Source organism: Cytobacillus oceanisediminis 2691, assembly GCF_000294775.2.
In the GTDB taxonomy this organism is placed as follows: domain Bacteria; phylum Bacillota; class Bacilli; order Bacillales; family Cytobacillaceae; genus Cytobacillus; species Cytobacillus pseudoceanisediminis.
In genome coordinates, this window is record NZ_CP015506.1 from 5,105,537 (window position 1) to 5,119,582 (window position 14,046).

Here is a 14,046-nt window from a genome sequence, read left to right on the forward strand (position 1 = left end):
ATAAAAAACCGCTCTCTATAGAGAACGGCTTCCATCTTATAATCTAAACTTCTCCACCGACTGTTCCAGCTGGTTAGAAAGCATACTCAGCTGAACGGTCAGCTCTGAAATCTTTTCTACCGCATCCTCCTGCTGGTCTGTTGAGGCTGCGACTTCGCGGGAAATTTGTGCTGTGTCTTTAGACAGACCCGCAAATTCATCAATGGATGCAGAAATCTCTTCTGATCCGGCAGAGAGCTCTTCTGTTACAGCAGAAACCTCCTGAATTTCCCCAGTAACACCTTCAACAGCATGCAGAATCTGATTGAATTTCTCTCCGGCACTATTGACCAGAACTGTGCCTTCTTCCACTTTACCTGAGCTCGCATGCATATTTCCGACTGCCTGTTCAATGGACGATCTAAAGTGATTTAGCTTTTCGGCAATTTGTGCAGCAGATGCTTTTGAGCCTTCTGCCAGCTTTTTAACCTCCTGGGATACAACCGCGAAGCCTTTGCCATGTTCGCCTGCTCTGGCTGCTTCAATGGCTGCATTTAATGCAAGCAGATTGGTTTGCTCTGCTATGCCTGAAATCAGGTTCACAATATCCTCAATTTCAATAGCCTGCGTACCCAGCTCTTCTATAAATAGGGATGAATCATTTACAGTCTTTTTAATCTCATTGATCTGCCGGATGATGGATTGAATTTCATCAAATCCTTCTTTTACCTGCTGTGTAACTGTATTGGATTGTTCGCTCACATCTGTCGAAGCTTCCGCAATACGCTGTATGCCTATGGCCATTTCTTCTATTGCTTTCGCAGATTCCTCACTTCTGATCAGCTGTGTATCAGTAGCCCCTGCCACTTCCTGAATCCCTCTGACAATCAGGCTGCTTGCCTGGCTGATTTCTTCCATCTTGTTTTCTATTTTACCCGAGGAGACCAAGAGTGCTTCTGAAGATGCTTTTATATCTTCAACCATCACTTTTGTATGATGCGTCATTTTTTTGAATGACTCTGTAACAAAACCAATTTCGTCATTCCCTTTTACCTTAATGGAATTAGCCTTCTCTTCTGCACCCCGAAGATCTCCATCAGCCATCAATTGGGCTGCTGAACTGATATTCTGCAGAGGGTGCAGTCTTTTTTTGACGAACCAGGACAGTATGGCAACAACTGCAAGGATTAACAGTATATTTATCACCAGGTTCATAGGGAGCTCTTTTTGCAGTACTTGATCTGAAATACTATTAACATTCTCTGCATTGATGTCGACACCCAATATCCCGATTACTTTTCCATCGGCTTTAATTGGTACAAACGCTGAAAGATAATCCCCATATTCCGGATCATGAACGATCGGTGAGCTTGATGCTTTTCCATCTAATACAGGAGAAATATCTTCATACGCTGTAGCAGTTGTCGGTGTTTTAATTTCCGCAGCCATATCCGAGTTCTTCGGCAGGCCATCAACCATTATAAAGAGCTCTTTCTTCTCGGAATCGGCCATTAAAGTATAAACGTAAAACGCACCCGTTTTCTCCCGAAAATCATTCAGCTGTTCCCGAAGATCCCAATAGGCCTCAGACTGTTCGGGATTCTTCAAAAAATCCTCATACTTATCTGTTTGCATCTTTGAAGCTATATTGTCTGCAATACTTATACTAAAATTTTCAATAGAAGACTCTACTGAATTTTTCGTGCTTAAGTAGAGCATAGCAATATTGCCGAGTAAAACAATTGCCATTCCAAGCGCCATAACCATTGCAATTCTAGTGCTGAGCTTTTTCATATATTTCACTCCATTAGTAAATATTTCATAAATGGATTATAACTTTTAACCCAGTAAAATAGCACTAGTAAAATCAGGAAATACACAAAAAATACTGAAACCATTTCGGCTCCAGCATCTCTCTCAATCAATAATCATTTCCAAAAAACTCTCGCCTTCCTCAGTCGCAGGCAATCTAAAAAACTCGCTAAATGTCGCCCCAACGTCAGCCATCGAATTACGCTTCCCTATGTTCACCGGTTTTACCCGCTTCCCGGCAGTGAGTATTGGAACGTATTCTCTCGTATGGTTGGAATGGCCAATGGTCGGGTCGTTGCCATGGTCGGCCATAATAATTATTAGATCCTCCTCTGCCATCTTGGGCAGGAATTCTGCGAGCCACTGGTCGGTTGTATTCAGCAGTCTGGCATACCATTCGGCATCCTCAGCATGTCCGGCCAGGTCTGTCTCCTGTACATTAACCAGAAACGCCGCGTCCTCTTTTTCTCCCAAATAAGATTTCTCTAAAGCTCGCAAAACCTTCTCGGTATCCACAATCGGATCTGCAGGTCCTTCTCCATGCAAAACATCGGCCGTTTTGCCAATCCGATATACTTTAAGGCCATGTCTGGCAGCTATCATCGGAAATTGTCCGTCTATGTTTACACCGTAGCCCATGTGATAGACTTCATAGCCTTTGCCGTACACCTTGGCCTTCGGGGCATCCACTCCCCACTGGCCGGAATTTTTTTCATGAACAACTGACAGGATATGTTCGATGGTTGTATAGGGTCCTCCAAAAGCAATCACACGGCTGGTGTCTACGTTCTGGCGGACAATCTTTCCGACTTTCTTTAACTCCTGGAAAGGCATTTTATTAAAATCAGCGGTTAAATTGATGATATTTCCTAATGAAGATTCAAGATTATCCCCAATGACACAGGCACCGTTTACCAGCAGCACCGGCCTGTCTTCCCATGGGTATTCAACCTGGCAGCCTGCTTCTATTAATGCTTGTGCCAAATCCGGATGAATATCCTTCATCAGCCTTTTATTTGAGCGCTTCGGGCAGCTTCCGGCAATTTCCTGATGCCCGAGGTACGTATCTGCCCCGTGATGGGCCAGTGCCGAGCAACCGTAAGCATTGGCAGGGGCTGCCTTGCCATCGACAAGCGTTCCCAGCCCAAGCTGATATAGAGTTGGTATGTTTAAAAAATCAACCGATTCTCGGATATGCTTATAGGTATTGGCCCTGCAGTCAGCAGGGCTGTACTCTCCGCAATCCTCCATTGCCCCGATGCCAAAGCTGTCAATCACCAGCAGAATTGCTTTTGCCATCCTTACCACTTCCTCTCAAAGTGAACCAATTCCGGCTTTCCGCTCTGAATTCCTTTTACCAGGGCAATATGGGCCCTCGTGACAAACACCTGGGTACGGAAAGAGAAAACAGCTGTATCGCCTTCAGAAATCTTAAAGCCGTTCGGTTTCTCAATCGCGCCATAGTAATCAATCGCTTCAGGAGCCGGTTCGATTGCTTTTACATACTGCCTCAATATGTCTTTTTCATTGTTTCCGACCAGACACCCGGTTAAATGGGAGCGTCCGTAATAGCCGCCGCCAATGACGTAATAATGCTCCTGATCCTGGTGGGACACTTCCGTTACATATACAATGGCAGGTTTCTCAGGGAGATTCCGGTAAGCATGCAGCGGGGTCGTTCCGGTGAGGGCATGTCCCGGTTCTCCATGTGTTACACCCTGTTCTGCCAGGAACGGTATGGTTTCACAGCTGGTCGCACTTGGACCGTTTACCTGCTTTACAATAATGCCCTTTTTCTCCAGAACCTCTTTTGCTTTTAGGAGGGTTTTAAAGTTAGGAGTCGGCTCCATGCTTCTCCTGTCCTGAGATATTTGAAGGTTCGGGAAGGTGGTGACGCCTGCTATGTTAATCCCTGGAAGCCCGGCCAGTTCGAGAAGCTCTTCATCCAGCTTTTCCAATCGAAAGCCGCCCTGCTGTCCGGGATAAATCATATCGCCTTCTGCATACACCCTGAGAAGTACATCCTGCACCATGCCTGATTGAACAGCTGCATCAGAAAGCTGTCTGGCACGCGCAAGGGAAAATAGGGTAATGACTTCCGGATTCCACAACAGCACTTCCGGCCACTGATTTTTCCCCGGCTGAACCAGGTGGCCGACATTTCCTAGTTTAACGCCGCCTTCTGCCAATGTTTTGGCTTCGTCGAATTCAACAGCAACCGCTCTTTCAATTCCGTGCTCTGCAATAAATTGGCCTATAAACGGAAGCCTTCCAAGCTGCTTGCTCATGAAATAAAGCGTAAAGTCATGATTTTTTGCCTTTTCTGCCAGAGCTTCTACATTCTCTCCGAGTATATCGAGGTCAATCACGTACGTATTCGGGGGTATTTGCCCGCTTTGGTGCAAAGTGACACCTGATTGAATAAGCTTAGGATTTCTGCGCTTTGTTACATCTAAAAACATTGAAGCTTCCCCCTTTATTTACGGGTATCAACGATGCTGCACTTCTTTTGCAAGAGGTATCACTTTTTCCAGAATGCCGATGATCGTGCCCGCTCCTGATTTCATCGGATTAATGCGCAGTCCATATTCCTTCAGCTCGGGCTGTGCTTCCAAAAAGCTGCCGGAAACTCGGTAAATCATCGGGATAATTTCATATTTTGATTCCGCCCCAACCGGATGAGTGGCCGCCCCATGCTCATCACTGATGCTGATCACTCTTTGGGCAATCGGATCTTCGAGTTCTACAATGACATTTTTGGATTGGGCATTCGTCATGTAGGCGGCGCGAATCCCGTTCACAGCCCCTTCATTCAGACGGCGGCAGAGCTCTTCCACCTGCTCGTTTTGAATAGCCAGCGATACAGGTGCAAATGTCATCATTCTTAAAAGCTCCATGGCTTCGTAGCCCTGAACCTGGCCGCCGCCCGAGTAGTTATAGTGATGCACCCGTTCGATGGCCTCTTTTTTGCCGGCAATGACCGCAATTCCTTCCGGCCCGAGAAGCTTAAATCCGGAAAAGGTTGAGTAATCCGCTCCTAATTCCACGCCAATTCCCTTTGTCTTCAACGCGCAATAATTGTCATCCACGACGATTGGAAGATCCGGGCGTTCTTCCTTCACGGCTTTGATGACTTCGGCCAATTGATAATGATCTGTCGGCTGCTGGCGTGCATGCTGAATGTAAAAAACCTTAGGATTTTGATTACTTCTGATGGCCATTCTGACCTCCTCGAGGTGGTTGTAATCTGCCTGGACGGTTTTAATGCCCAATATCCTTAACGTTTCCTTTGTCGTCGTATAAACAGGTGCAGTGTGAATGAACATTTCATCTCCAGGAGACAAAAGCATGCTTAGAATATTGCGGATCGCGCCTGTTCCGGCTCCCCTGACAAGGGCGCAGTCTTCTGCTTCAAAGAAATCCGCCAGAACTCTTTCCACAAGATACGTCTGTTCCGGACGCTTATAAGCTGGAGAAACACCAAGGTCTCCCATTGAAAGAAATTGCCTGCCTTTGAAATAGCGGCTCATTCTGTCTACCAGTTTGAATTGTTTTTCCTGTGCTTCCTGTATCGATAGGCTTGGCAAAACTGATTTTGCGTACTTTAATTCAGCTCGGTTATATGTGGACACTATGATCGCTCCCTTATTGAAAAAGCTCTGGATGGATTAACGGTCAGGAATTGATGAAGAATGCTTTCCGGAACTCCTGATTCTTTCAATCTTGGAATAAAAGTCTCCAGCACAAGTCCATATCCCGGTCCTCCGTGCTTTTTCCAATGCGACCTGCGGGTTAAGTCTGCTGAAAGAAGAATTTGCTTTTCAAGCCCGAGGTTTATGAAATCCAGGAGGAAAGCGGCTCTTTCTTCATCGGGACGGTAATTATTTTTTCCGATCGTATCAAAAGCGATATAGGCTCCTGTTTCCAAAACAGCCAGAACCTCGTCTTTATTCGGGTTAAGGTCCTGATGGCCGATGATGATCTGATCAGCCGGAAGGCCATGCTTTGTCAGCAGCTGCACCTGCTCAAGCCCGAGTGTTCCGAGCGTTGTATGAGTGGTCACCGGAAGGCCGGTTTCGGCTCCAGCCATAGCGGCACCAATTAAGAGCTCACGTTCAATCGGCTTCATTTCATTTTTGCTAGTGCCCACTTCCCCGATGACACCCGGGAGAATGCCCGTTTCGGCAATCCCTTCCTTGGCTTCTTTTATAAAATGCTGTGCAAACTGCTCCGCATTCCAGCCGTCTGCAAAATGGGGGATATAAGGATCTTTATAGAAGCCTGTGCATGTAATAAGGTGAACCCCTGTTGCCTCACTCAGCCTTTTTAGCACATGAGCATCCCGGCCCATGCCGTCATTCGTCACTTCCACCATTGACCTTCCGCCGAGACGATAGAAATCCTCCAGTTCCTCACGCATGCCCTGTTCATCATCCAGTATGGTATCCGGATCTTTTTTCACTCGCGAAAGGTCAATGGAGAGATGCTCGTGAGCCGAGCAAATCCCCAATTCTTCCGGAGCAATTTTTCCAAGTACGGTTTGTATCATGGCTGTCCACTCCGTTCTCTTTATTTGGTTCCTTTACTGAGGTATGTTCATGATTCCAAGTGCAACCAGGATATTAGCAATGATTCCGACTGCAATGGCACCCACAGGGCCGACCGCAATACGGACAATTGGGCGTCCTGCCGCTTCATTCAGCAAATAGAATCCGGCGATGAAGAAGAATCCGAACCCCGGTGCAATCGCATTAGCAGCATTTGCTCCACCGATCAAAAGGGCTACTTCCAGAAGCTTGGTCATCGCACTGCGGATATTTTCTCCGGAATTACGCACACCGGGATATTTATCAAGGAATCTCGCAATTGAACTTAATAGCATAACTTCAATGAAAATAATAATGACCCCGCCGATTAAAGCCACCCAAACATTCGGGGAGAAAAATCCGACGACGAAAATGAGCGTAAATCCGACCGGGCTGTATACGCCTGTTGCAATTGCTGTACTGGCTACAAGCGGAATAAAACCTAGTGCACGGGCAGCCGCTGCAATTCCGGCATCTGTTGCTTTGCCTTCCGCTAATAGATTTAGAGAAATCGGATCTCCTGCCATGATCCATAGATTCGTAGCAGCAGCAATAAGACCGCCAATAATCATAAAGAACACGACATTTTTTCTGATTTTCGCCACTTTGTCACTGAATACTGCGGCAAGGTCGATGGAAGAGCCTTCTTCTGCCTTTTCCTTCATGGCAAATACAAGAAGGAAGATCATTCCTGTAATAAGGGCCATTCCTTCCTGGTTCAGTGTTACTGTAGTTCCTGAAATCGTAAGGACTCCGCTTTCATTCAGCCAGACAGCGAGCTGGCGGATCAATGCTGATACGATAAACGTAATAACCCCTTTTTTCACGCTGAACTGCATGGCAACCGCAAGCGCCGGGAATGCCATAAACGTTACGACAACCGGTGTTCCAACCGCTCCCATAGCTTCAAGGAAATTAAGCGGCAGATAATCAAACAGCTTCACAAAGCCTTCGAGTCCGATTAACAGCCCTGCTCCATAAGCACCGCCAATCACAGCCGCAAGCGGTGTTCCCCATTTATTTTTCGGTGTCAGCAAACCGATAATATCTGTTCCCAGCAGGATACTGTGAACGAGGATGATACTGGCCGAGAGTGTAAAAGGTATTCCAAATCCGATTACAAGGCCGAAGCTCATCGCAAAGGCAGTGAAGGCAAGATCCCTTCTCTTCATCCTGCCTTCCACATGTTCGGAGACAATTGGACGAAGCCCATCATTGAAAACCGCAATATTCATATTGGCCAAAACAGCAGCAACGGCACCAATCAGGATAATTAACGTCATTTCCATTTCTTTTTCCCCCTCAGATAAAATGGATTAGCTTTTATTCTTTAAAGCTTTGATAATCATAGGCACTGCGGTCTCTTTGTGGTCAGCTGTAAATCCAAACGCTTTCTTCCCCTCATTGACAGCGATTACAATTTTCTCCTCAACAGGCTTTTTTCCTGGCATGGAGACGGTCTCGCAATTTGGCTTGCCGAGTAGTGCAATCGCCATGGCCAAAGCTCCGCCGCCTCCTGTGTGGCAGGCTCCCACATAATAATCTGCCTGTCCCGTCTTAACAGCCATCGCAGCCTCCAGATCCGACTTGACCATCGTCGTTATGCTGCTATCAAGCTCTTTTATCAAGCTCTCAATCTCTTTTTTATCAACCTGTCCGCCAACTACAATTTTCATCTTAATTTCCTCCTTTGTTGATTTGCAGTACATTTGTGTAATGTATGACCAGAAAATCGATTTCTTCTTGGGGGAGCTGATTCTTCCATAGCTGCTGTACGTAATCGATTTCTTTTATTGCCACTGATGCTTCTAGTGACTGTTTAACTTCATCCAGCAAGGCAGGATGGGGAGCCTCAACCTGTTCACCCTTTTCAATTCTCGTCAGAGCTGTCGGCAAATGGGTGAAAAGCATTTCAGCTCCATCTATAGCATCTTTTTTCAAGTGTGACTGTAAATGCATAAACGCTAACGTGCTTATATCAGCTGCTTTGGTACTGACAACAGATGAAGCTAAAAGAATGTCCATTCTTTCTTTCAATTGATTTAAATCCATGTTTAATTCCCTCCAGAATACAGTATTTAGTATATTAGTGCTGATAAGAAACTAGAACTTCAGTTTCTTAATAGTGAGGATACTTGTTTCCTTCCTCCACCAGCCTTTGGGTCTCTTCCACTTTATTAAACTGGAGGAGCTGGATTTGTTCCCTGATATTTGTTCTTTCACTTTCTATGACAATGGCTGCTGTGGTTGCTTTTATGGCCAGTTCCTTTGCCTTTTTTGATTTAAAGTCAGAGGAGGCAAACGTTTTTAGCGCCCTCGCTTCATCTGCATTCCAGACCGCTGCATCAATACTGCCGTTTTTCAGCATATTGAAAAGCTGCATATAGTCCACCTTTATCAGTTCAACCTTGTGCTTTTCACATTCAAGGAGGGTAATATTTGCCTGGTCGGCAGATGAATAATCAATTCCTATCTTCATGCCATCAGTAATCTCGCTGTTTTTGCTATCTGAAAAAAAGACTCTATGGGACGTTACATAGGTCTCCAGTCCAAGTGTTTGGAGAATTTCCAGGCCCTCAAACTCCTGCACTGCCTCTTCTGCCGCCAGCTGAGACATGATCGCAAAATCGTAGCGCCGGGTTTTTAATGATTCGATCCGCCTTCTCGCTCCTCTCATATAAGCAAGGCCAGACTTTTTGTTGATTTCCTCAAACCCTTCGACAATGCCAGTCGCCAATCCCTCATACTTGCGGGAATAAGGCAGCGGCATTACGCCCATCACTGGTCCGATCCCGGCAATCTCATACAGCAGGTTGATGTCCCTCTTCTTCAGAAAGGTCCCAAGATGCCCTCTGGATTCAAGAGCTATGGCATGCAAATCTTCCAGCACTCTTAATGCCCCCTGAACAGTTCCCCGGCCCAAGGATAGCTTTTCCGTAAAATCACTTACGCGGGGGATTCTCTCTCCCTCAGAAAACTGAATAAGCTCCTTTGCAATAAACTTTGCAGCCAGCCCATTCTTTGAATATAAACTTTCCCAAATACGGCTCATAATGTAATACCTCTTTACCTTTAATCAATATACGAAAAACTGTATATTATAAGTGTAGCGGTTATTTTTTATTAATTCAAGAGTTTTCTAACTTTTCCGCAATTTAATATTGCTAATTTCCTTTATTCTTCTTAGATAGGGGTTTCGCTTGTAAATGAGTCTGTTGATTTCCACCGCGGACAATTAGTTCGCCATGTCCAGACTCCATCTCTCGGGTTTCTGCTTCTCCTGTCCGAAGGGGCTTCAGGTTCGGACTCAGCCACTCAGGTTTATCCTTTTTCTGTCCAAATGTGAACCCCTCCATTCAGTTATCTCCTCATAATTGGGGGTTGGTACGTTAGCAGCAATCCCAATTATAAAGAACATCTGTAAAATTCTTCTTCCGCAAATCCTCTTCCTTAATAAAGAAGTTGGCAACACCGCTGTCCCCAAACATCAGCTCAATATCATCGTCCGTATCCGCCTGGAATAGCAATATCTTATAATCACCTGTTGGGTCCCCTTTTTCTCTAGGATCCTGCTGGGTGAAGTAGGGATAGCCGCCAACTTTATGGCCCTCTGCACCTAATTCCTCGGAGTAAAGCTCATATAAATCCTCATAATCCGGATGATCGATGGATTCAAATAAGTCAATTTTGACCATGTCCTCAAATCGGAAATCCTCAGCAGGTACAGGAGCGAACTTAAGGTTAAAAATCATCTTTGCTTCCTGGACTATCGGATCATATTCATCACCTAAATCAGGCATATACGAAAAATCTGTCACAAGGTCTGACTCATCTTTCACGCCATTTGGATGATAAACAACCCGAAAATTTTTTTGATCAGCCGGGTTATCAAAATCAAGTCCGTACATATCATCAGCCGGCGAGAGATAGAATTGAAGAATTCCGCTCTCAGGCATAGGCTCAATGTGAGGAACTTCTTCGAAATTAATTTGCGCAAATAGATTCATATAATTTCCCTGCTCATCCTTTGGATGTTCGCTCGTTTTTGGAAGGTAGGGCTTTCCTCCGAACTTGCTTTCATAAAGTGTGGTCTCCCCTCTTTCTGCATATATGCAGACAAACGATTTAACTGTTTTTTCTAATTCGCTCCGATGTTTTTCAAATTCCTTAGGCAGCTTTAAAGATTGATTTCCCATACTTTTTCCTCCTGTTTCTCTTAATTGGTAAGTTCATCCCAAAATTCAGCTATCCATTGTTCTAACTCCGTTGTTATTTCTTGTGAAGATTCATCCAGAAGCTCCCCAAACAACTTGCTTCCAGGGATTTTTTTCGATACCGGCATTCCAAGAAAAAAGTATTCGCATTCCCAAATTTTAATAATTTTTAAATCTATGAGATCCCCTCTTTTATCAGAAATCCCCAGTGAAATGGAGGAACTGTATCCAGGCTGGAAAACATCTCTGCCCTCCTGATTTAATTCAGCCTCGAGTTTCAGGCCTTTCTTTGAAAAAGCCGCTTTATTCTCTCTTAGAAACTTTTCAATTTGTTCTTTTAGTTCCTTTTCAATACTATGAATCTTCCCCTTTAACTCTGAAGTGAATGTCCTGTGGAAATATTTCATAAAAACATCTTCTCTCATCAAAAATAAACAGAATATATGTAAATTCGCCAGCCTCATCCATTCTTCCTATCTGCAGAAAAAAAGAGCTGCTATAAAGCAGCCCACATTTTCCTATAAAATACTCTTAAAACCCTTCGCCTGTTCATCTAGCTTTCTTGCAGCTTCCCCGATATCTTTAAAAGCAGATACAGCATGTTCATTATGAACCTGGTTTTCACTTATGCCTGACTGTGATTGCAGAGTTGCGTCACTAATTTTGTTGATTTCATCTGATATTCCTTTGATGTGGGCACTGACTTCCTGGATGGAGTCCTGCACCCGGTTTGCGAGCTTTCGCACTTCTCCGGCAACGACGTTGAAGCCTCTGCCATGTTCGCCGGCACGTGCTGCTTCAATAGCTGCATTTAATGCCAGGAGGTTCGTTTGGGCCGCGATTTCACGGATTGTTTTTACGATGCTGCCGATGGATTGTGCCTGTGATTTGAAAGAATGGAGAATTTCCAGGTTCCCTTTGGACTCATAAACGAGCTTGGCTATTTCCTGAGCTGCCTCTTTGCTTCTTTCAATTCCAGCTTTTGCTTTTTCACTAAGGGCTTCTGACATTGCCTGAAGCTGGAATGCTACCTGCGCTGTATTTGTTTCCCTTTCTGTAATATCCGTAGCAACCTTTACAACACTTTCTACACTGCCATCATTCCCAAATACCGGTGTGTAAGTCGCTTCGAGCCAGATAAGATCTCCTTGCTTGTTCACACGCTGAATTTTTTCCTGAAAGCTTTTGCCATTGCGCAGATTTCTCCAAAGCTCCTGATATTCCCTGCTGGCGGCAAATTCAGGGGTGCAAAATTGCTTATGCATCATATTTGGCATTTCTTCTGCACGATATTTGACAGTGCGGGCAAAATTCTCATTTGCCCACAGCACTTTCCCGTTACTATCAAATTCAATCATAGCCAGAGAATTTTCAATTGCAGCCAAAACAGCTTCTTTTTCAAGAACCTGTGTGCTTTTAAAATGACTAGGCTTATAAGTTGTAAGCATGCTCTTCCTCTTTTCAAAAAAGGTTGTCAGAACATATCCCTACAAGGGGACTGGTCCCATGTAAGTGCTGGCCGGTTGCGCTACTAGCTCGAATTCATTAAAGCGCCCATATCTACTTGAATTCCCATTGCTTCCAACTTGTCCCGCATGTAAGGCTATAGTACTAGCATCGGTCAGTCATCACAATTCTCAATGCTCTGCTTTCATTTATACTGAAAATTCAAATAATTAATTACTAAGACCCATGATTCCCATAATTAGTAAAAGTAGAATAGAACTGTAAGAGATTATGCAGAAGGGATTGATTTATCTGAAAAATAAGCTAATTGCGTTATCACTGGCATCTGCTTTAAGCTTTTCACTTTTTCCGGAAAGAAGTTTTGCCGAGCAAACTGCTGCGGAAAACCAGGCCATAATACCTGGTGCGCATACAGTAACGGAACAATACTTTGATGGTGTGAACAACAACTGGCTGACCACCAAGAATCCCCTCCAATATCAGCAGGCGACCCTTTACGGAAACATCGGTCTTGCTCCTTATCTCTGGGGAAATGCCGAGGAAGGAACCGGATGGCATCAAATGTATAAGCCTTCTTCTGTAACGGGAACACAGGTAAATGGTATTTTTGAAGATGCCCAGTTTGTCATAAGGGTTCCGGAATGGCCGGCTGGTTGTTTCGGGAATCCCGGCTACAAGAAATGAAACATCAACCGACCTGCTTTTCAGCGACTATGTCCTGGAAAAAGGATATGCTTTTGCAGCGATTGATAAAGGCACCCAGGGTGACGCTGATTCAGCTGATCCATTTGCAAAAGTAAAGAATGCCTTAGCCGCTGAGGATGATAGCGTAGCAGAATGGCACCAGCGGTTCCGGCAGGTTACGAAAGCCGCACAGCGATACTTAGTCAGCCATTATTCCGATGGTCTGATCGATCCGGCAGATTCTACTGACCCGGCGAGCGATTTAGTATCGGCAGTGCATAAAATTCCTACATATGCGATGGGAGTTTCCAATGGCGGATACGTCGTGCGCTATGCCCTTGAAAATGACCATCCAGAGAAGACTGGCGAACCGCGTCTTTTTGATGGAGGAGTTGATTGGGAAGGCGTGTTATGGACGGAAGAAAAGCCAAATTTAATCAGTTCTCTGACCACCGTAGTGAATCATGCGGAGGAAGCTTTGTTTGGAAGCGGCAAAATAAAGCAGAAAGCGATTAAAGAGCTATACAAAGCTGGATTGCCCAAAGGATCGGAAAAACTATGGGCCTATCATGATCAGGTATACTGGTTTGTCTCGCTGAATATCTATCGGGACCATTTCGATCCGGAAGCCCCAGGCCGTACCCATTGGAGCAATTACCTGAACTTTGTTAATGGCGTGAGAGACCGATCCTTTGATTCTGTCTTTGAAGATTATAAATATGTGACCCGTCCAAAAGAAGTGAAAGAAAATATTAAGGAAGTGGCCAATACTGGAGATATAGATGTGCCGCTCATCTCTTTCACTGGTTCCCTTGATTCGCTGATATTCCCGGATATTCATGCAAAGGGATATCAAAAGCTGGTCAAGAAAGCCGGAAAGCAGGATCTGCACCGAATGTATACTATTGAGAATGGGAACCATGTTGACAGCCTTGTCTGGAACAGCTCCGCCGATCCGGATAAAGAACTTCAGCCTTTGTTGCCTTACGCTCACCAGTCATTCGACTTGCTTATCGACTGGGTGGAAAACGGGAAAGCTGCTCCTGAGAGCAAAACGGTCAATGCTCCAGAGAACCCGGTTAAGGTTATTGATTTAAAAACGGGGCAGGAACGGGATCCCCGTTAGGTTGAGGCAGGAGTGTTGGTCTGCAGTCTTAAAAATGGCTAACCGCACGAAAAAATTTCTATCCGCACGTAAATTGTGGTTATAAGCACAGAAAAAATTTTATCCGCAAGTAAGTTGAGTCTATCCGCACATAAACTGATTTTAATGATACATGAAGGCATCTCAGTGCGGTTTTTAT

13 protein-coding genes, 1 pseudogene and 1 riboswitch are annotated in these 14,046 nt (G+C 44.9%); of the genes and pseudogenes, 1 reads left to right on the plus strand and 13 read right to left on the minus strand.

From position 1 onward, the window contains the following. Positions 1-36: 36 nt before the first annotated feature. The 13 genes from A361_RS25455 to A361_RS31350 all read right to left on the minus strand — a co-directional run bounded on the left by A361_RS25455 (position 37) and on the right by A361_RS31350 (position 12,039). Positions 37-1,773 carry a methyl-accepting chemotaxis protein gene (locus A361_RS25455; RefSeq protein WP_019380674.1) on the minus strand — a complete coding sequence of 579 codons (1,737 nt, stop codon included), beginning with the start codon at positions 1,771-1,773 and terminating at the stop codon, positions 37-39. 123 nt (positions 1,774-1,896) lie between these two features. After that, positions 1,897-3,090 carry a phosphopentomutase gene (locus A361_RS25460; RefSeq protein WP_019380673.1) on the minus strand — a complete coding sequence of 398 codons (1,194 nt, stop codon included), beginning with the start codon at positions 3,088-3,090 and terminating at the stop codon, positions 1,897-1,899. 2 nt (positions 3,091-3,092) lie between these two features. Then, the gene (locus A361_RS25465) at positions 3,093-4,253 is read right to left on the minus strand and encodes a YhfX family PLP-dependent enzyme (RefSeq protein WP_019380672.1); all 1,161 of its coding nucleotides are present in this window, start codon (positions 4,251-4,253) and stop codon (positions 3,093-3,095) included. 27 nt (positions 4,254-4,280) lie between these two features. Continuing rightward, entirely contained in the window at positions 4,281-5,423 is a 1,143-nt protein-coding gene (locus tag A361_RS25470; protein ID WP_019380671.1) for an aminotransferase class V-fold PLP-dependent enzyme, read from the minus strand. Further along, complete coding sequence (locus A361_RS25475; RefSeq protein ID WP_019380670.1) at positions 5,423-6,340, minus strand: phosphotriesterase family protein; 918 nt, start codon at positions 6,338-6,340, stop codon at positions 5,423-5,425. Before A361_RS25475 ends, A361_RS25470 begins: the two co-directional genes overlap by 1 nt. 33 nt (positions 6,341-6,373) lie before the next feature. Further along, the gene (locus tag A361_RS25480; protein WP_009332151.1) at positions 6,374-7,666 is read right to left on the minus strand and encodes a YhfT family protein; all 1,293 of its coding nucleotides are present in this window, start codon (positions 7,664-7,666) and stop codon (positions 6,374-6,376) included. Positions 7,667-7,693: 27 nt separating this feature from the next. Next, positions 7,694-8,053, minus strand: coding sequence for a DUF2620 domain-containing protein (locus A361_RS25485; RefSeq protein WP_019380669.1), 360 nt, complete (start codon positions 8,051-8,053; stop codon positions 7,694-7,696). Position 8,054: 1 nt separating this feature from the next. Continuing rightward, a complete protein-coding gene (locus tag A361_RS25490) occupies positions 8,055-8,429 on the minus strand; it encodes a PRD domain-containing protein (RefSeq protein ID WP_009332153.1) in 375 nt (124 codons plus the stop codon). Positions 8,430-8,496: 67 nt separating this feature from the next. Further along, positions 8,497-9,429: a GntR family transcriptional regulator YhfZ gene (yhfZ, locus tag A361_RS25495; RefSeq protein ID WP_019380668.1), complete on the minus strand. Its 933-nt coding sequence runs from the start codon at positions 9,427-9,429 to the stop codon at positions 8,497-8,499. A gap of 112 nt (positions 9,430-9,541) precedes the next feature. Beyond that, the gene (locus A361_RS25500) at positions 9,542-9,733 is read right to left on the minus strand and encodes a hypothetical protein (protein ID WP_019380667.1); all 192 of its coding nucleotides are present in this window, start codon (positions 9,731-9,733) and stop codon (positions 9,542-9,544) included. Positions 9,734-9,766: 33 nt separating this feature from the next. Further along, positions 9,767-10,573, minus strand: a complete 807-nt coding sequence (locus A361_RS25505; protein WP_019380666.1) for a YwqG family protein — start codon at positions 10,571-10,573, stop codon at positions 9,767-9,769. 20 nt (positions 10,574-10,593) lie between these two features. Further along, complete coding sequence (locus A361_RS25510; RefSeq protein ID WP_026041620.1) at positions 10,594-10,998, minus strand: hypothetical protein; 405 nt, start codon at positions 10,996-10,998, stop codon at positions 10,594-10,596. Between the two features lie 111 nt (positions 10,999-11,109). Then, positions 11,110-12,039, minus strand: a complete 930-nt coding sequence (locus tag A361_RS31350; RefSeq protein WP_019380664.1) for a methyl-accepting chemotaxis protein — start codon at positions 12,037-12,039, stop codon at positions 11,110-11,112. Between the two features lie 60 nt (positions 12,040-12,099). Beyond that, positions 12,100-12,183, minus strand: a riboswitch (cyclic di-GMP riboswitch). A gap of 166 nt (positions 12,184-12,349) precedes the next feature. Here A361_RS31350 and A361_RS25520 point away from each other — a divergent pair. Further along, a pseudogene (locus tag A361_RS25520) lies at positions 12,350-13,868 on the plus strand (alpha/beta hydrolase). Positions 13,869-14,046: the final 178 nt, after the last annotated feature.